The organism is Kocuria aegyptia (genome assembly GCF_039530085.1).
GTDB classification, from domain to species: domain Bacteria; phylum Actinomycetota; class Actinomycetes; order Actinomycetales; family Micrococcaceae; genus Kocuria; species Kocuria aegyptia.
On sequence record NZ_BAAAOA010000005.1, the window covers coordinates 1 to 24,880 of the forward strand.

The 24,880-nt window shown below is 74.0% G+C and carries 15 protein-coding genes and 1 pseudogene; 10 read left to right on the forward strand and 6 right to left on the reverse strand.

Annotation, left to right across the window (positions count from 1 at the left end):
• Window positions 1-67 precede the first annotated feature (67 nt).
• Window positions 68-433 (forward strand): annotated as a pseudogene (locus ABD220_RS00715) (transposase); the annotation flags it as partial.
• 313 nt (window positions 434-746) lie between these two features.
• Here the strand turns inward: ABD220_RS00715 and deoC are convergent.
• The 3 genes from deoC to cobA all read right to left on the reverse strand — a co-directional run bounded on the left by deoC (window position 747) and on the right by cobA (window position 3,712).
• A complete protein-coding gene (deoC, locus tag ABD220_RS00720) occupies window positions 747-1,400 on the reverse strand; it encodes a deoxyribose-phosphate aldolase (RefSeq protein ID WP_344118934.1) in 654 nt (217 codons plus the stop codon).
• A gap of 448 nt (window positions 1,401-1,848) precedes the next feature.
• Window positions 1,849-2,700, reverse strand: coding sequence for a uroporphyrinogen-III synthase (locus ABD220_RS00725; protein WP_344118936.1), 852 nt, complete (start codon window positions 2,698-2,700; stop codon window positions 1,849-1,851).
• Complete coding sequence (gene cobA / locus ABD220_RS00730; protein WP_344118938.1) at window positions 2,690-3,712, reverse strand: uroporphyrinogen-III C-methyltransferase; 1,023 nt, start codon at window positions 3,710-3,712, stop codon at window positions 2,690-2,692. Before cobA ends, ABD220_RS00725 begins: the two co-directional genes overlap by 11 nt.
• A 142-nt stretch (window positions 3,713-3,854) precedes the next feature.
• Here cobA and ABD220_RS00735 point away from each other — a divergent pair, with 142 nt between their 5' ends.
• Complete coding sequence (locus ABD220_RS00735; RefSeq protein ID WP_344118940.1) at window positions 3,855-4,577, forward strand: sirohydrochlorin chelatase; 723 nt, start codon at window positions 3,855-3,857, stop codon at window positions 4,575-4,577.
• A gap of 524 nt (window positions 4,578-5,101) precedes the next feature.
• Here ABD220_RS00735 and ABD220_RS00740 read toward each other — a convergent pair.
• A complete protein-coding gene (locus ABD220_RS00740) occupies window positions 5,102-6,556 on the reverse strand; it encodes an amino acid permease (protein ID WP_425552488.1) in 1,455 nt (484 codons plus the stop codon).
• A 201-nt stretch (window positions 6,557-6,757) separates the two neighbouring features.
• Between ABD220_RS00740 and ABD220_RS00745 the strand changes: the two genes are divergently transcribed.
• From ABD220_RS00745 to ABD220_RS00775, 7 genes are all read left to right on the forward strand, one after another.
• The gene (locus ABD220_RS00745) at window positions 6,758-7,786 is read left to right on the forward strand and encodes an alpha/beta hydrolase (RefSeq protein WP_344118942.1); all 1,029 of its coding nucleotides are present in this window, start codon (window positions 6,758-6,760) and stop codon (window positions 7,784-7,786) included.
• Between the two features lie 430 nt (window positions 7,787-8,216).
• On the forward strand, window positions 8,217-12,200 hold the full coding sequence (locus ABD220_RS00750; protein WP_425552489.1) for a Pls/PosA family non-ribosomal peptide synthetase: 3,984 nt from the start codon (window positions 8,217-8,219) through the stop codon (window positions 12,198-12,200).
• Entirely contained in the window at window positions 12,190-13,410 is a 1,221-nt protein-coding gene (locus ABD220_RS00755) for a heparan-alpha-glucosaminide N-acetyltransferase domain-containing protein (RefSeq protein WP_344118946.1), read from the forward strand. Before ABD220_RS00750 ends, ABD220_RS00755 begins: the two co-directional genes overlap by 11 nt.
• 364 nt (window positions 13,411-13,774) lie before the next feature.
• Entirely contained in the window at window positions 13,775-15,184 is a 1,410-nt protein-coding gene (locus ABD220_RS00760; RefSeq protein WP_425552484.1) for an MFS transporter, read from the forward strand.
• A 44-nt stretch (window positions 15,185-15,228) separates the two neighbouring features.
• A complete protein-coding gene (locus ABD220_RS00765; RefSeq protein ID WP_344118948.1) occupies window positions 15,229-17,382 on the forward strand; it encodes a molybdopterin oxidoreductase family protein in 2,154 nt (717 codons plus the stop codon).
• Window positions 17,379-18,980 (forward strand): FAD-dependent oxidoreductase, encoded by a 1,602-nt coding sequence (locus ABD220_RS00770; protein ID WP_344118950.1) that lies wholly within the window; start codon window positions 17,379-17,381, stop codon window positions 18,978-18,980. Before ABD220_RS00765 ends, ABD220_RS00770 begins: the two co-directional genes overlap by 4 nt.
• 166 nt (window positions 18,981-19,146) lie before the next feature.
• A complete protein-coding gene (locus ABD220_RS00775; protein WP_344118952.1) occupies window positions 19,147-20,376 on the forward strand; it encodes a heparan-alpha-glucosaminide N-acetyltransferase domain-containing protein in 1,230 nt (409 codons plus the stop codon).
• Here ABD220_RS00775 and ABD220_RS00780 read toward each other — a convergent pair.
• Window positions 20,358-21,518, reverse strand: coding sequence for a uroporphyrinogen-III synthase (locus tag ABD220_RS00780; RefSeq protein WP_344118954.1), 1,161 nt, complete (start codon window positions 21,516-21,518; stop codon window positions 20,358-20,360). The genes ABD220_RS00775 and ABD220_RS00780 overlap by 19 nt on opposite strands.
• A gap of 89 nt (window positions 21,519-21,607) precedes the next feature.
• Complete coding sequence (gene nirB, locus ABD220_RS00785) at window positions 21,608-24,226, reverse strand: nitrite reductase large subunit NirB (protein WP_344118955.1); 2,619 nt, start codon at window positions 24,224-24,226, stop codon at window positions 21,608-21,610.
• 225 nt (window positions 24,227-24,451) lie between these two features.
• On the opposite strand from nirB, the gene nirD reads away from it, so the two are divergent.
• Window positions 24,452-24,868, forward strand: a complete 417-nt coding sequence (gene nirD, locus ABD220_RS00790; protein ID WP_344118957.1) for a nitrite reductase small subunit NirD — start codon at window positions 24,452-24,454, stop codon at window positions 24,866-24,868.
• Window positions 24,869-24,880 lie beyond the last annotated feature (12 nt).

A 24,880-nucleotide genomic window follows, 5' to 3' on the forward strand; every position in this document is an offset into this window, starting at 1 on the left:
ACGAGGAGCCCGTTCCTCATCTCATCGACGCACCCGCGCCAAGAACCTCATGCCCCACAACAACTAGTCCCTGGTGGCAATTGCTCTCGACATGGCCATCAAGAAGCGTCGTCCCGCATCGGGCGGGATCGTGCACGCCGATCACGGCGTGCAGTTCACCTCTTGAGCCTTCACCTGCTGCATCCGAGAGGTGGTCCTGATGCCTTCGTTCGGGACGATCGGGGATGGCTAAGACAACGCGATGATGGAATCGTTTTAGTCCTCCATGCAGATCGAGCTACTCAACCGGAAGAGGTGGCGAACCCGGGGCGATCTGGCCAACGTGATCTTTAAGTACATTGAGGTGTTCTACAACCGTCAACGGCGTCACTCACAGCTGAACTACGAGTCTCCGGTCACCCACGAACTAAGCTGCGAGGCACCATGTCGCTAACGAGGTCCTCGCTCTCCTCGCACACCCGCCAATCGAACCTCTGCCAGGGCGATCGCAGCGCCAGCAGTGTCAGGCCCTGAGCATCCGCCTGACCGACGCCGCCAACACCTTGGGCGTGCCCTACCAGCGGCTTCGGAGCCTGGAGCTCGGCGCCCGCACCGACCTCGTCCACCGCTGCCAGCATTGGCTCAACAAGCTCGACCATCAACGCCTCAGATCCGCTTAATGCCAGTAGGAGCATCCACTACCAGGGGCTTAACGGCAGGTCGTTTTGTGATGTTGAAGAATGGCGGACCGAGGGGTGTGTCGAAGCTCAGTCGAGCAGCGCGGGACCGCTGCTGGCGCCGATCCGGGAGGCCCCGGCCTCGATCATCGCCAGGGCGTCCTCGCGGGTGCGGATCCCGCCGGAGGCCTTGACGCCGATCTCCGGGCCCACGGTCGCGCGCATCAGCCGGACGTCCGCCACGGTGGCCCCGGCGGTCGAGAACCCTGTGGAGGTCTTCACGTAGTCCGCGCCGGCGGCCACGGCAGCCTCGCAGGCGAGCACCTTCTGCTCGTCGGTCAGCAGGCACGTCTCGATGATCACCTTGAGCCTGGCCCCGCCCCGGTGCGCGGCCTCGGCGACGGCGCGGACGTCCGCCTCGACCCGCTCGCGCTCGCCGGCGCGCGCGGCGGCGATGTCGATGACCATGTCGATCTCGTCGGCCCCGGCGGCCACGGCCGTGGCGGTCTCGAACGCCTTGACCTCCGTGGCGGACGCGCCCAGCGGGAAGCCGACGACCGTGCAGGTCAGCACGTCGCTGCCCGCCAGCTGCTCCCGCACAAAACCGGTCCACACCGGGTTGGTGCACACCGACGCGAAGCCGTACTGTCTGGCCTCCGCGCAGAGGGCGGCGATCTGCTCGCGGGACGCCTCGGGCTTGAGCAGCGTGTGGTCGATGTAGGGGGCGAGCTGGGGGACGGTCACGGGCGGCCTTTCGACGGCGGGGCGGGTCGCGCCCAGCCTACCGGCCGCTGTAGGGGCCGGTGGAGGGTCCGACGGAGTGCCCGGTGACCCCGTGGATGCGTGGGCCGTGACCGTTTCGTCACAATTACATCAGGAAAGTGTTCGCTAATTGGTCGCCAAGTGCTACATTCGTTCCACGGCGAACTGAGGTTCGCCTGACCTGCGGCTTCGGTGGTTGCCGAGCGGTCGCAGGGGTGCGTCGGGGCACCCCCGGTTCCCCTGACCCCCGTCCCGGCGCGCCCCCGCCATCGTTCGGACCCGGGCAGCCAGCGTCTCCTCGCCGTGCCGCCGCCGCGCAGCCGCTGTGCACCCGTGGAGCGGCTCTCCTGCGGTCGCCGACGAGCGGCCGTCGGGTCCCAGCGCGCCTCCACCGCGGAAGAGCCCCCTGCACCAGGCCCGGCCAGGGCGGCTACCGTCCGTCGTCGTCGGCGTCCTTGCCGGACAGGGCGTCGGTGAGCTGCTTGAGCATGGCGCCCATCCGGAACCGCTCGGGCACGAGCGGCTCGATCCCGAGCTCCAGCAGCGGCGCGGCCGTCACGGGCCCTACGGTCGCGGCGAGCATCCCGCCGCGGAACGCCGCCAGCAGCTGCTCGTGCAGGCCCAGCTCCTCGGCCGTGCTGAACAGCGCGTCCACGGCCGGTGCGGCGGTGAACGTCACGGCGTCCACGCGCCCGGCGGCGGCCTCGCGCACGAGCACCGGCACCTGCCCGGCGTCGTCGGCGGAGGCCCACCGGTAGGGGGTCACGGTGAGCACGCGGGCGCCGGCGTCGGTGAGCCGGCGGCGCTGGACCGCGTCGGCGATGCCGTGCAGCTGCAGGCCGACGGTGCGCCCGGTGAGGTCGCCGCCGTGCTCGGCGAGCACGAGGTCCACGAGGCCCTGGGTGGTCTCGTCGGCGGACATGCCCGCGTCCTCGAGGCCCAGTCCGCGCACCGCGCCGCGGCCCTTGGGTCCGCGCACGTAGACGGCGGCCTCGCGCAGGCACAGCAGCAGATCGGCGTCGAAGCCCTGGGCCACGGCGGCGTCGTGCCAGCGGCGCAGCCCGTAGCCCGTGGTCAGCAGCACCAGGTCCGGGCGGGCCTCGAACATGGCCCGGGAGGCGGCCGCGAGCCCGGCGTCCTCGCCGACCGGCTCGACCTTGAGCGCCGGCGCGTGGATCACCCGGGCGCCGCGCCGCTCGAGCGCCGAGATCTGGTCCTCGGAGCGGCGGTGCGCGGTCACGCCCACCACCCGTCCGGCCAGGGGCAGGTCCTCAGCAGCCATGGGTGGTGACCTCCGCGAGGAACGCGTCCCGCTCCGCGGTCGCCAGGCGGACCACGGGCCCGATGACGACGACGGCGGGCGAGCCGCAGCCCGCCGCCGCGGTGTCCTCGACCGCGTGCGCGAGCGTGGTGACGGTGGAGCGCTGCCGGTCGGTGAACCCGCGCTCCACCACGGCCAGCGGGGTCGTGGGATCGGCACCGGCCCGGACCAGGCCGGCCACGAGGTGGGGGAGGGTGGCCACGCCCATGAGCACCACGAGGGTGCCCCCGCCGGCGCCGAGCCCGGCGAAGTGGGCCAGCTCCGCCTCGGAGAACGGCACGTGCCCGGAGGCGACCGTGAACATCCGGGACACCTCGCGGAAGGTCACCGGGATCCCGGCCGCGCCCGGCACCGAGACCGCGCTGGTGATCCCCGGCACCACGTCCACGGGAATGCCGTGGGCGGCGCACGCGGCGAGCTCCTCGGCGCCGCGGCCGAAGACATAGGGGTCACCGCCCTTGAGCCGCACCACCGAGCGGCCGGCCAGGGCGTGCTCCACCATGAGGTCCTGGATCTTCGCCTGCGGGACGGGGTGGTGGCCGGGGGTCTTGCCCACCGGGACGATCTCGGCGCCGGGGGCCGCGGCGGCCACCGCGCCGGCGGGTGCGAGTCGGTCGACGAAGACCACGTCGGCGTCCTGCAGGGCCGCCACGGCGCGCACGGTGAGCAGGTCGTCCGCGCCGGGACCGCCGCCGACCAGGGTCACCCGGCCCCCGGTGCGGGCCGCGGGCTCCTGCACCACGGGCACACGGGCGCCGGCCGCGTCCAGGGCCTCGCGCCAGCGCTGCACCGTGGGGCCGACCACCACGGCGAGCGCGGCGCCCGCGAGATCCGCCGGGCCGAGCAGCGCCGGCTCGGCCACCGAGCGGACGACGGCGCCGGCCGCCTCGTAGCGGTGCCGGGCGCGCCGGGCGTCGTGCGGGGCGCCGAGGACGAGCACCGGGACTCCGGTGAGGTCGGCGGTCAACAGCATGCGGTCCTCCAGGGGGCGAGCGGGGGTCGTGGCGGGCCGGCCACCACTACCAGGATGAGGCACGCGTGTTACAGCACGGTTGCTCCCATGACGCCGCGTGACGCCGGCGCCGCCGCCCGTGCCCCGATCGTAGGCTGGATCCATGACGACGACCGAGCCCCCCGTCCTGCTAGCCTGCGCTCACGGCACCAGCTCCCCGGCCGGGCGCACCGCCGTGCAGCGCCTCGTGGACGCCGTCGCCGCGGAACTGCCGGAGGTCGAGGTGGTGCCCACGTGGGTGGACGTGCAGACCCCCGACCTGGCCGAGCGCACCGAGCAGTATGCCGGGCGCCCCGCGGTGGTGGTCCCGCTGCTGCTCTCCGCCGGCTACCACGTCTACGTGGACGTGGCCGAGGCGGTCGCCGCCGACGACCTCCACCGGGTCTCGGCCGCCCTGGGCCCGGACCGGGTCCTGGCCCGGCTGCTCGCCCGGCGCGTGCACGAGGCCTGCACGGCCGCCGGAGCGCCGTTGGGGGAGCACGACCGCGTGGTGCTTGCCACCGCTGGGTCCTCCGACCGCCGCGCGGTGGCGGACTGCGCCGCGGTGGCGGACCTGCTGGCCGAGGAGCTGGGCCGTCCCGTGACCGTGTCCTACCTAGCCGCTGCGCGCCCGCGCGTGGCCGAGGCGGTGTCCGGCGCCCGGGCTGACCTGGTGGACGGGGGGCGCGTCGTCGTCGCCAACTACCTGCTGGCGCCCGGCTACTTCCTGAACCTCTCCCGGGCCGCCGGCGCGGACGTGGACACCGAGCCCCTGGCCGTGCCGGAGGGAGAGGTCCCCGCCGAGCTCGTGGACGTGGTGGTCTCCCGCTACCGCTCGGTGGCCTGATCGGCTTCCTCTACGCACCGAGCGGCGACCCCTGGCCCTCTTGCGCCGCAACCCCAACGCCACTTTCCCTCGGCCCCCGGCCCCTCTCGGGACCCGTGGCTCTCTCTGCCTCCTCTGCCCCGGGTCCCCACGTTCCCTTTCCTCCTGCGCCGAGCCCCCAATCCCGGCTCCATTCCCCCGATTTATTCTGGGGAATGGAGCCGGGATTGGGGGCTCGACGGAAATGCCGCACGGAGTGTGGGGACTCGGCAGCGGTGTTGCCCCGAAATGTGGGGGTTCGGCGTACGTGCCGACCGGAGTCTGGGGGTTCGGCGTACGTGCCGACCGGAGTCTGGGGGGTCGGCGGAATCGCTGCCCCGGAACGTGGGCGCTCGGCGGAAGCGGTTCTCGAACTTCGGGTACTCGGCGCCAGCGCTGCCCACGATCTGGGGACTCCGCGGGAGTGCCGCTCGGAGCCTGGGGACTCAGCGGGTGCCGCCCGGGGTCTGGGGACTCGGCGGGAGTGCTGCCCAGACCCTGGGCGGTCAGTCGCGGACGCGGGTGAGGTCGGCGTCCTCGTAGCGGACCAGCTTCGAGCCCGTCACCAGGCGGTGGCCCAGCCACAGGGCCAGGAACAGCGGCAGGCCGATGTAGGCGGTCAGGGCCGCCATGAGGTCCATGTCGCCGATGAACGCCTGGTAGTTCTGCCCGAGGATCACCACCGCGCACAGCGCGAGCGCGACCAGGGGCCCGAGCGGAAAGAACTTCGCCCGGTAGGGGAGGTCGGCGAGGTCGTGGCCCTGGGCGGTGTAGGCCTTGCGGAAGCGGTAGTGGCTCCAGGCGATGCCCATCCACACGATGAACCCGGCCAGCCCCGAGGCGCTGACCAGCCACACGTAGGCGTCGCCGTCCCCGATGAGCGTGGTGAGGAAGGACGCCCCGCCCACCACGGTGGTGGCGATCAGCGCGTTCATCGGCACCCCGCGCCGGTCGACCTTGGCCAGGAACCGCGGGGCCTTCCCACCCTCGGCCAGGGCCCACAGCATGCGGGTGGAGGCGTAGAGCCCGGAGTTGCCGGCCGAGAGGATGGCGGTGAGGATCACCGCGTTCATCACCGAGGCCGCCGCCAGCACACCGGCGTTCTGGAAGACCAGGGTGAACGGGGAGATGGAGATGTCCTCGACGCCGCTGCCCAGCAGCTGAGGGCTGGTGTAGGGGATGAGGAAGCCGATCACGGTGATCGCGCCCACGTAGAAGAGCAGGATGCGCACGAACACGGTCCGGATGGCCTTGGGCACGTTCTTCTCGGGGTCCTCCGCCTCACCGGCGGCCACACCGACGAGCTCGGTGCCCTGGAAGGAGAAGCCGGCCACCATGAAGATCGCCAGGATGCCGAGGCCGCCGCCCACGAAGGGCGCCTCCCCGGTGGTCCAGTTCTCGAACCCGGGCGACTCCCCGCCCAGGATCCCGACGATCATCAGGATGCCGAGCCCCAGGAAGAGCACGATCGTGACGACCTTCACGAGGGAGAACCAGAACTCGCTCTCGCCGTAGGCCCGCGCGCTGAGCGCGTTGAGGGCAAACAGGATCGCCAGGAAGGTCCCGGACCAGATCCAGGAAGGGACGTCGGGGAACCAGTAGCGCATGATCAGGGCGGCGGCCACGAGCTCGGCGGCGACGGTGATCGCCCAGTTGTACCAGTAGTTCCAGCCGATGGCGAAGCCGAAGGAGGGGCTGACGAAGCGGGTGGAGTACTCCTCGAACGCGCCGGAGACCGGCAGGTAGGTGGCCATCTCGCCCAGGGACTGCATGAGCAGGAAGACCATGAAGCCGATGACCACGTAGGCCAGCAGCGCTCCGCCCGGACCGGCGGTGGCGATGGTGTTGCCCGAGGCCACGAACAGGCCGGTGCCGATGGCCCCGCCCATCGCGATCATGGTCAGGTGGCGCGGTTTGAGGCTGCGGCGCAGCCTGTCCTGGGCCGGCTGCTGCTCCTGGATCCCAGGAGCGCTGTGCTCGGACCGAGGGCGTGCGGTGATGGTCACGCGGAATCTTCTCCTCTGGTGCGGTGGACGGACCACGGAAGGAGGAAGTGGGGGGCGCCGTCCCCCCCGAACGGTCCTGGCCGATTATGGGGGACTCGTTGCGAACCCAAAAATCGGGGAGAGGCCGCGGCCGGCGCCGCCGCCTAGGATGGACGGGTGAAAACGCAGACGGGACCGGGCGAGGCCGCGCCGCGCCGCGGTTCCGGCTGGGCCGTCGATGTGGGCATTCTCACCGGCGCCCTCCTGGCGCTGTTGGCCGCGACGCTCGCGGCCCGCTGGGCGTGGACACCGTCCCCGGCGCCCCAGGAGCAGATCTCCTGCGCCCCCTACGGCCTCGAGGACGTGAGCGTCGCCCCGCGCGGCGGCAGCCACCCGCTCAGCGACGGTCCGGTGCGCTCGGTCGGCCTGCGCTGGGCGGAGGGGCCCTCGGACCGGCTCGACATCGCCTTCGAGCACGAGGGCACGACCAGCAGCTACCACGTCTTCGCCGACGGCATCGACTGGAGCGAGCCGGTCGGCGTGGTCTTCCGCCTGCACGGGGACGGGGCCTACGAGTACCACCACCCGGAGCACAAGGTCTCGTGCCTCGCGGAGGTCGCCCGCTCGCACAACGCGGTGCTCGTGGCCCCCCGCACCCCGGACCGGGAGGGGGAGCCCACCTGGTGGCAGGACCTCGACGGCAACGCCGACTGGTTCGTGGCCCTGGCCGAGCAGCGCATCTTCGCCGAGTACGACCTCGACCGCTCCCGCACGTGGCTGCACGGCTACTCCGGGGGCGCCGAGTTCATCAGCTACGAGCTGCTGGCCGACCGGGCGGACTTCCTGGTCGGCGGCGGCGCGGTGCTCGCCGGCGGCGGCGGGGCGCCCTCCACCGGGACCTCGGAGCCGACCGAGGAGCAGCTGGAGCGGCTCCTCCTGCACTGGGACGTGGGCCTCGACGACGACGGCACCGATCCCTACGCCCCGTTCGACGCGCTCTCCGCCGCGGCCGCCGGGCACGCCTGGTACGAGGACGCCGGCTACGCGCGGACCAGCGTGCGCTACCGCGAGGGCGTGGACCACTTCGAGTTGCCCGAGGCCCGGGTGCTCGACGCCGCGATGGCTGCGGCGGAGTCCATATCAGCGCCCTCGACGGAGCTCTCGCCCGACCCCTCCACGGCGCCCCCAATGAGGGGACGTGACTGATCTCTCGTCGTCGTCGCAGGTCAGGGCCTGATCCGCGAGATTGCGGGGCGCAGCGGCGGCGCAGCCGCCCGGTGGGGCCCCCGCGGATGCTCTTTCGGCTTGCAAACGCAGGAAGACCGACCGTACGGTGCAGTAAGTAGAGCTGGCAGGGGAGCCGGTTCAGGGGGAAGGCCGATGCGGGGGCGTCACGGCTGAACACTCACTCTCGGCACCGTGCTGATCCGCGCGCGTGCTCCCGGGGAGCCTTCCAGCCGGTCCGTCCGGTCCCTGGGCCCTCTCTTCCTGCCGGCACCGGCCGTTGTGCAGATCCGCAGCGGCAGTGAAGTCGATGGGGGAATCAATGACAGTGCGCCCGACCACGCGCAGCGGCTCGACCCGCCCGGGAGGCGGACGGCACCTGCTCGAAGACCGGTACCCGGAGCAGGACCCGATGGAGGACGGCGACGTCCTCGACCGGGCGCTGCACACGCAGTCCCTGCCGCAGGTCCCCGGCCGCGCCGTCTTCCCCGTCGCGTCCGCACCGGCCCCGCGCACGCTCGTGGACGTCGTCATGGACACCGTCTCGCGCCACCCGGACGCGGTGGCCGTCGACGACGGGACCACCGTGCTCAGCTACGCCGAGTTCCTGGAGCGCGTCGAGGCCCAGGCCCAGCGCCTGTGGGACCTGGACATCGGCCGCGGGGACCGCGTGGGCATCCGCGTGCCCTCCGGGACCGTGGACCTCTACGTGGCCGTCCTCGGCACGATCTTCGCCGGCGCCGCCTACGTCCCGGTCGACTTCGACGACCCCGACGAGCGGGCGAACACGGTCTGGGAGGAGGCCGGGGTGTGCGCCGTCTACGGCGCGGGCCTGGCCCTGCGGCCGCGCAGCGGCGTCCGAGCCGGCGCGGACTGCCGGCAACCCGGCACGGGCGACGACGCCTGGATCATCTTCACCTCCGGGTCCACCGGCAAGCCCAAGGGCGTGGCGATCAGCCACCGCTCGGCCGCCGCCCTCGTGGACGCCGAGGCCGGGCTGTACCTGCCCCGGCGCCCCCTGGGCCCGGGCGACCGCGTGATGGCGGGGCTCTCCGTGGCCTTCGACGCCTCCTGCGAGGAGATGTGGCTGGCCTGGCGTTCCGGCGCCGCCCTGGTCCCGGCCCCCCGCGCCGTCGTGCGCTCGGGCACCGACCTCGGCCCGTGGCTCGTCGAGCGGGACATCACCGCCGTGTCCACGGTGCCGACGCTCGCCTCGATGTGGCCGGCCGAGGCGCTGAGCCGCATCCGCCTGCTCATCTTCGGCGGGGAGGCGTGCCCCAACGAGCTCGCCGCCCGCCTGGTGCGCCCCGGTCGCGAGGTCTGGAACACCTACGGCCCTACCGAGGCCACCGTCATCGCCACCGGCGCCGTGCTCACCGGCGAGCCGCCCGTGCGCATCGGCCTGCCGCTGCCCGGGTGGGAGCTGGCCGTTGTCGACGCCTCCGGCAACCCCGTGCGCTGGGGCGAGGAGGGCGAGCTGATCATCGGCGGCGTCGGGCTGGGCCGCTACCTGGACCCGGCCAAGGACGCCGAGAAGTTCGCGCCCATGGACTCCCTGGGCTGGCAGCGGGCCTACCGCTCCGGCGACCTCGTGCGCGCCGACCCCGAGGGCATCGTCTTCGTGGGCCGCGCCGACGACCAGGTCAAGATCTCCGGCCGCCGCGTCGAGATGGGGGAGATCGACGAGCAGATGTCGCGCCTGCCCGGTGTGCAGGCCGGCGCCGCCGCCGTGCACACCACCCCGGCCGGCAACCAGGTCCTCGTGGGCTACCTCGTGGCCGAGGCCCCGGGCTCGGTGGACCTCGCCGACGCCCGCCGCCTGCTGGCCGACCGGCTGCCGGGCCAGATGGTGCCCGCGCTGACCCTGATGGACGAGCTGCCCCTGAAGACCTCCGGCAAGGTGGACCGCAAGGCCCTGCCCTGGCCGCTGCCCGCCGCCGGCGCCGCCGCGGAGGACTCGCGGATCGACGCCGAGCTCGAGTGGCTCGCCGCCCTGTGGGCCGACCAGCTCGGTCCCCTGCCCATCGACGAGGACAGCGACTTCTTCGCCCTCGGCGGCACGTCCGTGGCGGTGGCCAAGCTCGTCTCCGAGATCCGCCGCACCTACCCGGACGCCGCGATCGCCGAGATCTACCGGCACCCCACGCTCACCGGGATGCACGAGTACCTGGCCGGGCTGCCGCGCGTCGACGTCGTCGCCCAGGAGGCCGCCCGCGAACGCCGGGTGGCGGACGTCCCGCGCTGGAACGGCCTCGTGCAGGTCCCCTTCCTGACCGCCCTCTACGCCGTCTCGGGGCTGCGCTACGTGCTGGGCGCCGCGATCGTCGTCTGGCTGCTGTTCAACGTGCTCGGCGCGGGCTGGGTCCCGAACCCGCCGCTGCTGCCCCTGGTGGTCGGCTGGCTCCTGCTCTTCGCGCTGCCCGGCCGGCTGGTGCTGACCGCGCTGTTCATCCGGCTGCTCACCTTCCGGCTGCGCCCCGGCGCCCACGCCCGCGGCTCCTGGACCCACCTGCGGGTCTGGATGGCCGAGCGGGTGCTGATCTTCAACAAGTTCGAGCCCCTCATGGGCACCCCCGTGATGGTGCTGTTCTTCCGGCTGCTCGGCAACCGGGTGGGCCGCCACGCCCACCTCGACACGATGCCCCCGGTCAGCGGCATGGCCCGCATCGGCGACGGCGCCGCGATCGAGCACGAGGTGGACCTCTCCGGCTACTGGCTCGAGGGCGACGTCCTCCACCTCGGCGGCGTGACCGTCGGGGACAACGCCCGCGTCGGCACCCGCACGCTCCTGAGCCCGGGCGCGGTGGTCGAGGCCGGCGCGGAGGTCGACCCCGGCTCCCACGTCTCCGGCACCGTCCCCGCCGGCCGCCTGCAGGGCGGCTCCCCGCTCGTGGACCTCGGCCCCGCCGGGGAGTCCTGGCTCGAGTGGGCCCCCGGACGCAGCAACCGGTTCCTGACCGGGCTGCTCTACGCCCTGGGCCTGGGCACGGTGGCGATCCTGCCCGTGCTGGCCGTGGTCCCCGGCGCGCTGATCGTCTTCACCCAGGTGCGCGGGCTCGAGCTCTACGAGCAGGTCTTCCCCGTCATGGCCCTGTGGGTGCCCGTCTTCGCCGTGCTGACGTTCCTGGTCTACCTGGCCCTGCTCGTGCTCGTCGTGCGCGCGCTCTCCCTGCTCATCCGTCCCGGCCACCACCCCGCCGACGGGACCGTGGGCTGGGCCGTGTGGCTCACCGGGGTGCTGCTGCAGAAGAGCCTCGTCTCCACCTACCCCGTCTACGCGTCCATCGCGACCCCGTTCTTCCTGCGGCTGCTGGGCGCCCGGGTGGGCCACCAGGTGGAGATCTCCACTGTGGAGACCCTGCCGCACCTCACCACCTTCGAGTCCGGCTCCTTCATGGCCGACCACTCCATGGTCAGCTCCGCCCGGATCGGCTTCGGCTGGATCCACGTGGGCCCCTCGACCGTGGGGGAGCGCTCCTTCGTGGGCAACTCCGCGATCGTGGGCCCGGACCGGGACGTCCCCGAGGACTCCCTGGTCGCCGTGCTGTCCTCCGCCCCGGCCGACGCCGAGCGCGGCTCGTCCTGGCTCGGCCGGCTGCCCGAGCCGATCAGCCGCGTCACCGACAGCGCGGACGAGGCCGTCACCTACCGGCCCCGCCGGCGCCTGGTCGTGGCCCGCACGCTCGTCGAGTCCCTGCGCGCGGTCCCGTTCATGGTCACCGCCTGGATCGACCTCGCGATCGTGTACGTGCTCACCACCGTGTACATGCGTGCCGGGGGAGGCCTCGACGGCATCGTCTCGGCGCTGCTGTGGGCCACGCCCGTGGTGCTGACCGCCGGCGTGCTGGCCGCCCTGGTCCCCGTGCTGGTCAAGTGGGCCCTGATGGGCCGCTTCCGCGAGGGCGAGCGCCCGCTGTTCAGCTCCTTCGTGTGGCGCAACGAGCTCGCCGACACCTTCGCGGAGTCCCTGGCCGTGCCCGGCCTGATCCGGCTGGCCGTCGGCTCCCCGGTGTTCAACGTCTGGGCGCGGCTGATGGGCGCCCGGATCGAGCGCGGCGTGTGGTGCGAGACCTGGTGGCTGCCCGAGTTCGACCTCGTGCACCTGGGCCGGGGCGTGTCCGTCAACCGCGGGACCGTGCTCCAGACCCACCTGTTCCACGACCGCATCATGCGGCTGCAGCCCGTGGCGATGGAGGCGGGCTCCACCCTGGGCCCCAACAGCTTCGTCCTGCCCGGCAGCACCGTGGAGGCCGGCGCCACCGTGGGCCCCGGCTCCCTGGTCATGGCCCAGGAGACTGTGCCCGCCGGCAGCGCCTGGGGCGGCAACCCCATCCGCCCGCTGCACGCCGAGGCCCTCGAGACCGTCCCCGCCGGAGGAGCACCCCGTGAGCGCTGAGCACGCGGCCGCCACGCGCGGCGGGGGCACCGCGGTGCTCAACGTGCCCGGCGCCTCCGGCCGGCGCACCCGGCGGCGGCTGATCGGTGTGGACGCCGCCCGGGGCTTCGCCCTGCTCGGGATGGTCGCCGTGCACACCATGCCCGTCGTGGACGCGGCCGGTGAGGACGCCTCCCTGAGCTGGTCGCTGTTCGCCGGGCACTCGGCGGCGCTCTTCGCGACCCTCGCCGGGGTGAGCCTCGCGTTCCTCTCCGGGGGCCGCACCCCGCACACGGGCCGCCGGCTCGCCGGGGACCGGGCGGGGCTGGTGGGCCGCGCCGCGGTGATCGCCCTCGTCGGGTTCCTCGTGGGCTTCGTGGCCCTGCCGGTGGACAACATCCTCATCTACTACGGGATGTTCTTCCTGCTCGCCATCCCGTTCCTGGGTCTGCGCATCCGTCACCTGCTGGTCAGCGCGGCGGCGTTCACCCTGCTGGCCCCGTTCCTGATGCAGTGGGCCCTGGACGTGCTGCCCGCGCACGTGTACGGCAACCCCACGCTGTGGAACCTGGTCACGGACCCGGTGACCGTGCTCTCCCAGCTGCTGCTGACCGGCACCTACCCGGCCCTGCCGTACATGGCCTACCTGTGCGCGGGGATCGCCCTGGGCCGGATGAACCTCACGGGCCGGCGGGTGCAGCTGTGGCTCGTGGGCGCCGGCGCGGCGCTGGCCCTGCTCTCCTGGACGGTGTCCACGGCGGCGCTGCTGGCCCTCGGCGTCTACGACCGGATCTGGACGGCCACCCCGTGGCTGACCGAGGAGCAGATCGACTCCATCCTGGTCTTCGGCCCGGACCCGTCCCTGCCCACCACCACCCTGTGGTGGCTCATGGTGCCCGCCCCGCACAGCAACACGCCCGTGGCGCTGCTGCTCAGCCTCGGTATGGCCGCGTTCGCGCTCGGGGCGTTCCTGCTCCTGGCGCGGCTGATCGGCAAGGCGCTCACGCCGCTGGCGGCCGCCGGGTCCATGACGTTCACGCTCTACACCCTGCACCTGCTGTTCCTCGGCACCGAGGTCTACGACCTGCACCCGGCGTTCTGGTTCTGGATGCAGGTGGCCGTGCTCGGCCTGCTCGCGGTGGCGTGGCAGCGCGCCGTGGGGCAGGGACCGCTGGAGAAACTGGTGGCCCGCACGTCGAAACGCATCTCCCAGCGGGTCGCCGAGCGCTGACCTGACGCCGAGTCCCCAACCCGGTGGCATTTCCCCACGCATCGGCATGGGGAAATGCCACCGGCTTGGGGACTCGCCGCGTGGGGGCGCTGGTGATTGGGGGCTCGGTGTACCGGGGTGCCGATGACTGGGGACTCGGCGCGTGGGGGCGCTGGTGGTTGGGGGTTCGGCGCACCGGGGGCGCGCGGGAGCGGGCATTCGATGCGGCCGGGGCGCGACCTCACACGGGGACCACGGGGCTGTGAGCGGAAGTGCACCGGGGTGTTACCCCTGCCGTCGGGGACCGAAACACGAGCTTCGTAGCGTGGGAGCACCGCACGCCGGCGTCGCCGTGCACCGCCCCCGCTCGCCCAGGAGGTCACCCGTGAGCTCAGAACTGCACCCCGACCCGGCCGTCACGGCGGCACGCACGCCGGCGCCCACGCCGCTCGCCCTGCGCGAGCGGCCCGGCCGCTGGCTGGACGGCTACCGCCCCGAGGACCCCGAGTTCTGGGAGTCCACCGGCCGCCCGATCGCGCGCACCAACCTGAAGTGGTCCGTCTTCGCGGAGTTCCTCGGCTTCGCCGTCTGGCAGCTGTGGGCCATCACCGTGATCTACCTGCCGGCGGCGGGATTCACCTTCAGCGACTCCCAGATCTTCTGGCTGATCTCCATCCCGTCCCTGGTGGGCGCCACGTTGCGCATCCCGTACACCTTCATGGTGGGCCGGTTCGGCGGCCGGAACTGGACCATCGCCTCGGCCCTGCTGCTGCTGGTCCCCACGGTGGGCCTGGCCCTGGCGGTCGGCAATCCGGCCACGCCCTTCGCGGTCATGCTGCTGCTGGCGGCCACGGCCGGCTTCGGCGGCGGCAACTTCGCCTCCTCGATGGCCAACATCACCTACTTCTACCCCGTGCGGGAGAAGGGGTGGGCGCTGGGGCTCAACGCGGCCGGCGGCAACCTCGGCACGGCCGTGGCGCAGCTGCTCGTCCCGATCGCCGTCACCGTCCTCGCGGCCGGGGCCCTCGACCTCCCGCTCGCCGGGTGGATCTGGGTGCCGTTCATCCTGCTCGCGGCGTGGGGCGCCCGGAAGCACATGCACAACCTCTCCCACGCGAAGGGGGACGTCGCGGGGTCCCTGGCCACGGTCAAGGAACCGCACTTCTGGATCATGTCCTTCCTCTACGTGGGCACCTTCGGTTCCTTCATCGGCTTCTCCAGCGTGTTCCCCAAGCTCATTGCCGACACCTTCCCGGAGTTCTCGTCCTTCGGCGTGGGCTCCGCGGCGCTGTCCCTGGCGTTCCTCGGTCCGCTGGTCGGCTCGGTCTCCCGGCCCTACGGCGGCCGGCTCGCGGACCGCTTCGGCGGCGCGCCGATGACGGTCGCGGTGTTCGCGGTGATGGCGCTGCTCGCGCTCGCCGTGGTGCTGACGCTGCCGCTGGCCGACTTCTGGCTGTTCCTGGGCCTGTTCCTGCTGCTGTTCACGGCGGCGGGAATGGGCAACGGCGCCACGTACCGGATGATCCCCTCGATCTACCGGGTGCTGGGGCTGCGCCGGCAGCAGGACGTGACGGTCTCCACCGAGCGCAAGGCCTCGGCGGCCCTCGGGCTGATCGGGGCGGTCGGCGCGTACGGCGGGTTCCTGATCCCGCAGGCGCTGAACCTCTCCAACAGCACCACCGGGGCCTACAGCGCGGCCTTCTACGGCTTCGTGGCGTTCTACGTGGTGGCCCTCACGGTCACCTGGTGCTGCTACCTGCGCAAGGGCACCGAGATGGGCGACAGCCACATCTGATCCCGCGCCGCCCCGTCCGGACCACAACAGGAGGAGCCACCCGCATGAGCACCACGGCCACCCACTGCCCCTACTGCGCCCTGCAGTGCGCGATGACCCTGGACACCGGCCCCGAGGCCGCCGGGGAACAGGGCGTCCCGGCGGTCACCGCCCGGCAGTTCCCCACCAACCGGGGCGGGATGTGCCGGAAGGGGTGGACGTCGGCGGAGCTGCTCGCCGATCCGGCACGGCTCACCGCGCCCCTGCTGCGCGGGGCGGACGGGGTCTTCCAGGAGGTGTCCTGGGGGACGGCCCTGGACCGGATGGCCGGGGAGTTCCGGGCGGCGCAGGAGCGGTACGGCCGGGACGGGGTGGGGATCTTCGGCGGCGGGTCGCTGACCAACGAGAAGGCCTACCAGCTGGGGAAGTTCGCGCGGGTGGCCCTGCGGACCTCGCGGATCGACTACAACGGCCGGTTCTGCATGTCCTCCGCCGCGGCCGCGGCCAACCGTTCCCTCGGCCTGGACCGGGGCCTGCCGTTCCCCGTGACGGACCTCGACGACGCGCACACCGTGCTGCTGCTGGGCACGAACCCCGCCGAGACCATGCCGCCGTTCGTCCAGCACCTGCAGCACGCGCAGCAGCACGGGGGCCTCGTCGTCGTCGACCCCCGCCGGTCCGCCACGGCCCGGATGGCCGACGACGGCGGCGGACTGCACCTGCAACCCACCCCCGGCACCGACCTGGTGCTGCTGCTGGGCCTGGCCCACGTGGTCCTGCACGAGGGCCTCGCCGACCGGGAGTACCTGGAGCGGCGCACCACGGGGCTCGCCCCCTTCCTGCCCGGCGTCACCGCGTGGTGGCCCGAGCGGGTCGAGCAGGTCACCGGCGTCCCGGCCGAGCGGATCCGCCGGGCCGCCCGGCTGCTGGCGCGGGCCCGGAAGGGGACCTACGTCCTGACCGGCCGCGGCGTGGAGCAGCACGTCGACGGCACGGACACCGCGACCGCCGCGATCAACCTGGCCCTGCTCCTCGGGCTGCCCGGGCGCGAGGGCTCCGGCTGGGGCACCCTGACCGGGCAGGGCAACGGGCAGGGCGGCCGGGAGCACGGCCAGAAGGCGGACCAGCTGCCCGGCTACCGCAGCATCGAGGACCCCGCCGCCCGCGCCCACGTGGCCGGGGTGTGGGGCGTGGACCCGGACGACCTGCCCGGCGCGGGCATCCCGGCCGCGCAGATGCTGACCACCCTGGGCACCGAGCACGGCGTCCGCTGCCTGTGGGTCAACGGCTCCAACGTGGTGATCGGCGCCCCCGACACGGACGCCGTGGCCCGCGGGCTGCAGGCCCTGGACTTCCTGGTGGTCTGCGACTTCTTCTTCTCCGAGACCGCCGAGTTCGCCGACCTCGTCCTGCCGGTGCTGCAGTGGGCCGAGGAGGAGGGCACCATGACGAATCTCGAGGGCCGGGTGCTGCGCCGCCGCCGCGCGCTCGACCCGCCGCCCGGGGCCCGGGACGAGCTGTGGATCATGTCCGAGCTCGCCCGGCGGCTCGAGGCCCCGGGGGTGTTCAGTTCCGAGCCGGAGGAGGTCTTCGAGGAGCTGCGCCGGGCCTCCGCCGGGGGCAGGGCCGACTACTCGGGGATCAGCCGGGCCGCCCTGGACGCGGACCGGGCCTGCTACTGGCCCTGGCCCGCCGGTGCGCCGGAGGGCACGACCCGGGTCTTCCTCGACCGCTTCAGCCACCCGGACGGGCGGGCCGTGCTCGTCCCGGTCCGGCCGCGGGCCGCCGGGCGGGCCGTGGACCCGAGCCCGCGGGGCAACCGGCGGGAGCGCCTGCACGCGGCAGGGACCCTCACGCTGACCACCGGCCGCTACCTGGAGCACTACCAGTCCGGCAACCAGACCCGCCGGGTGCCCTCGCTGCAGGAGGCCCGCCCCGGCGCCCGGCTGCAGATCCACCCCGCGACCGCGGCCTCCCTCGGCATCCGCGACGGCGCCGCGGTGGAGCTGACCAGTGCCCGCGGCCGGGCCATGGCCCGCGCCGAGCTGAGCAGCGACATCCGCCCGGACACCGTGTTCCTGCCCTTCCACTACGCCGGGGACCAGACCGCCAACCGGCTCGTGTCCTCCGGCGCCGTGGACCCGCTCTCGGCCATGCCCGAGTTCAAGGCGGGCTCCGTCACCGTCCGCGCGCTCGACGCCGAGGAGGCGACCCGATGACCCCGCACCGTCCCCTCCGCCCGGCGGGCACCCCCATGCGGCCCGGTGAGCACGTGGTCGTGGTCGGCTTCGGCCCCGTGGCCGCGCGCTTCGTCGACGACGTCGCCGACCTCGCCGCCGCGGGCACGATCCGCCTCACCGTGATCGGCGGGGAGACCGACCCGGCCTACAACCGGGTGCTCGTGGGCGAGCTCGCGACGGGCCGGGCCGAACTCGCCGGCATGGCCCTGGCCGACCCGGGGCTCCTGGCCCGCTCCGGGGTCGACCTCCTGCTCGGCACGGAGGTGACCCGGATCGACCGCTCCCGCCGGGTCCTGCACGTCACGGACGGGCCGGCGGGGGAGGTCCGCGAGCTCGGCTACGACCGGCTCGTCCTCGCCACCGGGTCCCGCCCCAACCTGCCCGTGCTGCGCGGGATCAACCCGGACCCCCGCGCCTACGAGCACCTGCCCGCCGGGGTCACGGCGCTGCGCGACCTGCGCGACGCCCGGGCCGTGCGCGCCGTCGTCGAACGGCGGGGCCGCGTGGTGGTCCTGGGCGGTGGCGTGCTCGGGCTCGAGGCCGCGCTCGCCGCGAGCGAGGCCGGCTGCCCGGTCACCGTGGTCCACCACGCCCCGTGGGTGCTGACCCGCTCCCTCGACGCCCCCGGCGGCGCGCTGCTGGGCCGCGCCCTCGCGGACGCCGGCGTGCCGGTGGTATCCGGCGCCCAGGCGCGCGAGGTCTCCCTCGACGAGGACCGGTCCTTCCGCGGGCTCGTGCTCGAGGACGGCCGGACCCTGCCGGGCGAGCTGCTGCTGCTGTCGATCGGCGTCACGGCCCGCACGGAGCTCGCCGAGGGCGCCGGACTGCGCACGGCCCGCGGGATCGTGGTCGACCACGAGCTCGAGGCCGATGTCGAGCAGCGGGTCTTCGCGATCGGCGACTGCGCCGAGGTGCTGTGCAAGGACCCCTCCTGCCGGGTCTGCCCCGGCCGGGAGGGCGTGGGCCCGTCCGGTCTCGTCGGCCCCGGCTGGCGGCAGGCGGAGTGGCTGGCCGCCCGGTTCCGTGCGGAGCTGGACGCCGTGGCCGCGGGCGGGACGGCCGTGCTCGCGCCGCTGACCGACGGCCCCGCCGCCGCGGTGCGGCTCAAGGCCCACCAGGTGGAGCTCGCCTGCGCCGGGACGGTCGGGGGGCTGCCCTGGGAGCCCCGGCCGGACGGCGGCACCGTGGTGCAGTGGGCCGACGGCTCGGCCGGCAGCTACGCCAAGCTCGTGCTGCGCCCCGACCGCACGCTGGAGGGCTACATCGTGCTCGGCCTGCCCCGCGCCGCGGCGGAGATCGGGCTGCTCCACGACCGCGGCGAGGCCGTGCCCGAGGACCCCGGCGTCCTGCTCCGCCTCGACGGCCCGGACGCCGGGGCGCGGCAGGAGGCCCGGATGACGCCCGAGTCGACGGTCTGCCACTGCGCCGGCGTGACGATGGGCCGGATCGCCGACGCCGTGGGGGCGGGGGCTGCCACCGTCGAGGAGGTCGGCTGCGCCACCCGGGCCTCGACCGGCTGCGGGGGCTGCAAGGACGCCGTGCGCCGCATCGTCGAGGAGCACGCCGCCGCAGTCTGACCGGACCCGGTGCCGCCGACGGGCCCCCGCCCGGGCGTGAGTCCTCGCACCGGGGTGGCCGCCGTCACCGGACGGATCCGGTTGGCGCAGGTGGGCTCGGGTGCGAAGATGGTCGCGCCCGCCGCCCGTGCCCGCGGACCGGCCCCGACGGAGAGGACGAGCATCGATGAGGGAGCGCCCCACCGGGAACCCGTCCGCGGGGCCCGGCAGCGCCGCACGACGTGCCCCGAGGCGCCTGGTGGGTCTCGACGCCGCCCGGGGCCTGGCGCTCGTGGCCATCATGTGCGTGCACATCCTGCCCATGTCCTACGCCGCCACGGGCAGGCCCACCGTGACGTGGATCCTGTTCCCCGGTGACTCCCCGGCCCTGTTCGCCCTGCTGGCCGGCACGGGGCTGGCGCTCACCTCCGGGGGCCGCCGGCCGCTCCGGGGCCGGGCGATGACGGCCGCCCGGGCCGGCATCGCGGTGCGCGCCCTGCTGCTGCTGGTCCTCGGCCTGCTCATCGGCCACCTCATGCCGCCCGAGCCGCCGGCGTACAACATCCTGATCTACTTCGCCGTGTTCTTCCTGCTCGCCCTGCCCGTCCTGGGGCTCGGGCCGCGGGCCCTGTTCCTCGGCGCGGCCGTCGCCCTGGTGGCCGGCCCGCTGCTGCTGCACTTCGTGGGTGACGCGCTGCCGGAGTTCTCCTCGTACAACCCGACCTTCGTCACCCTGGTCACCGAGCCGCTCGCCCTGCTCGGACAGCTGCTCCTGACGGGGACCTACCCCGCGCTGCCGTACCTGGCCTACGTGCTCGCGGGCCTGGCCGTCGGCCGGCTGAACCTCCGCCGCCGGGACGTGCAGGTCCGGCTGGTCGTGGTGGGCGCGGTGCTCGCGGTGACCGCGAAGCTCGTCTCACGGCAGCTGCTCTACGCCGGGGACGTCTACACGAGGCTGCTGTTCAGCGACCCGGACCTCACCGCGGAGCAGCTCGAGAGCCTGCTGACCTACGGGCCCGAGGGGAGGCTGCCGACGACCTCGCCGTGGTGGCTGGTGCTCACCACCCCGGACGTCAACACGCCGTTCTCCGTGGCGTGGAGCCTCGGGGTGGGCCTGGCCGTGGTCGGCACGTGCCTGCTCCTCGCCCGCCGGCACGCCGTGTGGCTGCTGCCGGTGGCGGCCATGGGGGCGATGAGCCTCACCCTGTACACGGCGCACCTGGTGTTCCTGTCCTTCGAGCTCTTCTACACCGCCCCCGCGCTGTGGCTGGTCGCAAGTCTGACGCTCTCCGTGCTGTTCGCCCTCGCCTGGCAGCGGGCCTTCGGGAGGGGCCCGCTGGAGCGGGCGATGAACGCCGTGGTCGGGCCGGTCCGCCGGGCCGTGGCCCGGACGCCGGCTCAGGGGTCCAACCGGTAGCCGCGCTTGATCACGGTGGCGACCAGGGGCGCCGGCAGGACCCGGCGCAGCCGGGAGATCACCATCTCCAGGGCGTGCTCGGTCTCCAGGCCCGGCACCGCGGACAGCAGCAGCCCCCGGGAGACCACCGCCCCGGGGTGCGCCGCGAGGGCGCGCAGCACCGCGACCTGGGCGTCGGAGAGCGGGACGAACCGGTCCTCCAGGGCGGCGCCGGTGCTCATCAGCCGCAGCGTCCCGTGCCGGGTGGCCACCACCAGGGTGCACTCCTCGACCGCGTGGGTGCACACCGCCCGGACCAGGGCGCCGAGCCGGAAGCGCTCCGGCACGAGCGGCTCCACGCCGGCCTCCAGCAGGGGCCCGGCGCACACGGGCCCCACCGCGGCGGCCGTGACGTCGGTGCGCAGGGCGGCCACGAGGTCCTCGTAGCGGCCCAGCTCCTGGGCGGTGCTGAACAGGGAGTCCACCGCGGGGGCGGCGGTGAAGGTCAGCACGTCCAGGCGACGCTCGCACACCTCGCGGACCAGGGCGGGCAGGCGCTCGCCGTCGTCGGCCGACAGCCACCGGTAGGGGGAGACCGTGTCCACCTGCGCCCCGGCGGCCACGAGCCGCTCGAGCTGCAGCTCGTCCGTCAGCCCGTGCAGCTGGACGGCCACGCGGGCGCCGGCCACGCCGTCGGCCAGGAGCCGGTCGACCACCGAGGAGGTCCGCTCGTCCTCGGAGACCTCCGCGTCCTCGAGCTCGAGGGAGAGCACCTGACCCCGGGCCTTCGCCCCGCGGGCGATGACCCGTGCGGCCCGGAAGGCGTCCCGCAGGTCCTCCCCGAGGCCCGCCGCGTCGGCGGCCTCGAACCACCGGCGCAGCCCGTAGGCCGTGGTCACCACGACGATCCCGGGCCGGTGGGCGAGCATCGTGCGGGTGTCCTCGACCACCCGGGTGTCCTCTGCCACGGGGGAGATCATCAGGGCGGGGGCGTGCACCACCTGCGCGCCGCGGCGCTGCAGGGCGGCGATGAAGTCCGTGGCGCGGCGGTGGGCCGTGACGCCGACGCGGAACCCGGTCAGTTCGCCGAGCGCGCCGGCCGTGCCCAGGCCGTCGGGGGCGGGGGCGGAGGGGGCGGAGGGGGCTGAGGGGGCGGCGGTCATGTCCCGAGCGTAGGCCGGTCCTGTGACCGTGGTGTTACCCCAGGTTTCCGGTTCCGCACCACGGGCTCCGCACGCGGGACCGGGCCGCATCAGGCCCCGGTGGCCGCGGCGCCCCCGCGGACCGGGATGCGCGGGCCGGTCAGCAGCACGGGGCCCTCGCCGGCCTCGGCGGCGGCGCGCTCGGCGTCGGTCGCGGGCCGGCGCTGACCGCGCTCCAGGACGTAGTCCTGGGAGTCGTCCGGGGCGGCGTCGTTGACGAAGGAGCGGAAGCGGCGCAGCCGCTCGGGGTCCTGCAGCGTCGCGGCCCACTCGTCCTCGTAGCGGTCGACGTGCCGGGCCATCGCGGCCTCGAGCTCCTCGCCGATGCCCAGGGAGTCCTCGACGACGACGGCGCGCGCGTGCTCGATCCCGCCGTCGAGCTCCTCCTGCCACCGGGCCGTGCGCTGCATCCGGTCCGCGGTGCGGATGTAGTACATGAGGTACCGGTCGATGTAGCGGACCAGGGTCTCGTCGTCCAGGCCCTGGGCCAGCAGCTGGGCGTGGGCGGGGTTCGCGCCGCCGTTGCCGCCGGTGTAGAGGTTCCAGCCGTCGGTCGTGGAGATGATGCCCACGTCCTTGCCGCGGGCCTCGGCGCACTCGCGGGCGCAGCCCGAGACGCCCATCTTGAACTTGTGCGGGGAGCGCAGCCCCCGGTAGCGCAGCTCCAGCCGCACGGCCATGCCCACGGAGTCCTGCACCCCGTAGCGGCACCATGTGGAGCCCACGCAGGACTTCACGTTGCGCAGAGCCTTGCCGTAGGCCTGCCCGGACTCGAAGCCGGCGTCCACGAGCTCCCGCCAGATCTCGGGCAGCTGCTCGAGCCGGGCGCCGAACATGTCCACGCGCAGGGCCCCGGTGATCTTGGTGTAGAGCCCGTACTTGCGCGCGACCTCGCCGAGCACGATGAGCTTCTCCGGGGTGATCTCCCCGGCGGGCACGCGCGGGACCACGGAGTAGGTGCCGTCCTTCTGCATGTTGGCCAGGGCCCGGTCGTTGGTGTCCTGCAGGGCGCCCCGGCCGGCGTCGAGCACGTACTCGTCCCGCTGCGAGGCCAGCACGGAGGCGACCACGGGCTTGCAGATGTCGCAGCCCAGGCCGGTGCCGAAGCGGTCGACGACCTCGTCCCACGAGGCCAGGTCGAGGGCGCGCACGGCCTCGAAGAGCTCGGCGCGGGAGAGCTCGAAGTGCTCGCACAGCGCTCTCGAGACCTCGACACCGGCCTTGGCCAGCCCCGCGTCCAGGGTCTTCTTGAGCATCGGCAGGCAGGACCCGCACTGCGTGCCGGCGCGCGAGCACTTCTTGAGCTCGCCGATCTCGTGCACGCCGCAGGAGATCTGCTCCCGCACGGCCCCGGTCGTGACGTTGTTGCAGGAGCAGATCACGGCGTCGTCGGGCAGGTCCCCGGCCGGGGCGTCCCCGCCGGACGCGGAGAGATAGGCGCCGGGCTCACCGGGCAGCTCCCGGCCCAGCAGCGGGCGCAGCGCGTTGTACGGCTCGGCGTCGCCGACGAACACCCCGCCCAGCAGGGTCCGCGCGTCCTGGGTGACCACGATCTTCTGGTACATCCCGCGGGCGGGGTCCGCATAGACGACCTCGAGGCAGTCCTCGGTCTCCCCGTAGGCGTCCCCGAAGGACGCGACATCCACGCCGGAGAGCTTGAGCTTGGTCGCCGTGTCGAAGCCGTCGAACGTGGAGCGCCCGCCCGCGAGCCGGTCCGCGACGATCTCCGCCATGGTGTTCGCGGGGGCCACGAGCCCGAGGCACTCCCCGTTCCAGGACGCGACCTCACCGATCGCCCACACGCGCTCCGCGGAGGTGCGGCAGGCCTCGTCGATGACCACGCCCCCGCGCGGGGCGGTCTCGAGGCCCGCGTTGAAGGCCAGCCGGTCCCGGGCCCGGATGCCGGTGGCCACGATGACCAGGTCCGCCTCGAGGTCGGCGGAGTCCCGGAACTCCACGGCGCTCACCTCGCCGTCGGACTTGCGCAGCCCCACGCCGGAGGGCCGCTCGCCCAGGTGCAGGCGCACGCCGCGCGCGGCGATGAGGGCGTTGAGGGAGCGGCCGGCGCCCTCGTCGAGCTGGGCGTTCATCAGCCACTTGCGGGAGTGCACCACCGTGGCCTCCGCGCCGAGCTCCTGGAGCCCGCCCGCGGCCTCGAGGCCCAGCAGGCCGCCGCCGATGACCGCGCCGCGCGGGGTGCGCCCGTAGAGCGCGCGCAGCCGCTCGACCTCGGCGCGGATGCCCGCGACGTCGTCGAGGGTGCGGAAGACGAAGGCGTGGTGGGCGCCGGGGACGTCCAGGCGGGCGGCGTCGGAGCCGGTGGCCAGGACGAGCTCGTCGTAGCCGGTCACGGTCCCGTCCGCCGCGGTGACCGTTCGCGCCGCGGGGTCGAACTCGCGGGCCTCCACGCCCTGGCGCAGCTCCACCCGCGGGTCCTGCCACACGGTGCCGCCGCCCAGGGTCAGGCCGACGGCGCCCGCCGGGCCCGTCAGCGCCTTGGACAGCTGGACGCGGTCGTACGGGACCCACGGCTCGTCGGCGAACACGGTCAGGCGCACGTGGTGGTCCTCCGCGGAGAGCACCGCCTCCGCGAACCGGTGGGCGGCCGGGCCGCCGCCGACCACGACGACGTGCTGGGGGGACTGCGGGGTGAAAGGGGAGCGCGGCACGGGGACCTCCGGGAGCTGGCGGGCGGCTGGGGCGTTGCCCCCGACTCTAGGGAGACGGGATTGCCCTCCCGTTGCCCCGCCGTTCCGGTCGCTTTTCGCTTCCCTCACCGGTGCCCCGGCTCCGTGTGAGCGGACCTTGACGGACGTGAAACCGCCCCGGAGCACGTGCGTCATCGGCCCCGCCTAACGTCGAGCACGACGTTGCCCGAGCCGCAGGAGGCCCCCATGACGACCACCCTCACCCCGACCCCGACCCCGACCCCGACCCCGACCCCGCCCGCCGGGCCGGCGGCCGCCGCGCCCCGGGCGGCCGCAACGACGTGGCACGACGTGTGCGCCCTGGCGGACCTCGAGCCCCTGTGGGGCGAGGCCGCCCGGGTGGCGGGCCGGCAGGTGGCCCTGTACCGGGTGGACGCCGCCACGGTGCTCGCGGCCGACCACCGTGATCCCCGCACCGGGGCCTGCGTGATGGCGCGCGGCATCCTCGGCTCCCGCGGTTCGGCCGTCACGGTCGCCTCGCCGCTGCACAAGGAGGTGTACGACCTCGCGACCGGTTCGTGCCTCACCGGGGACGGCCCCGCCCTGCCGGTGCACCCGGCCGAGGTGCGCGACGGGCGGGTGCTCGTCGCCCTCCCCGCCTGACGGCACGTCGTG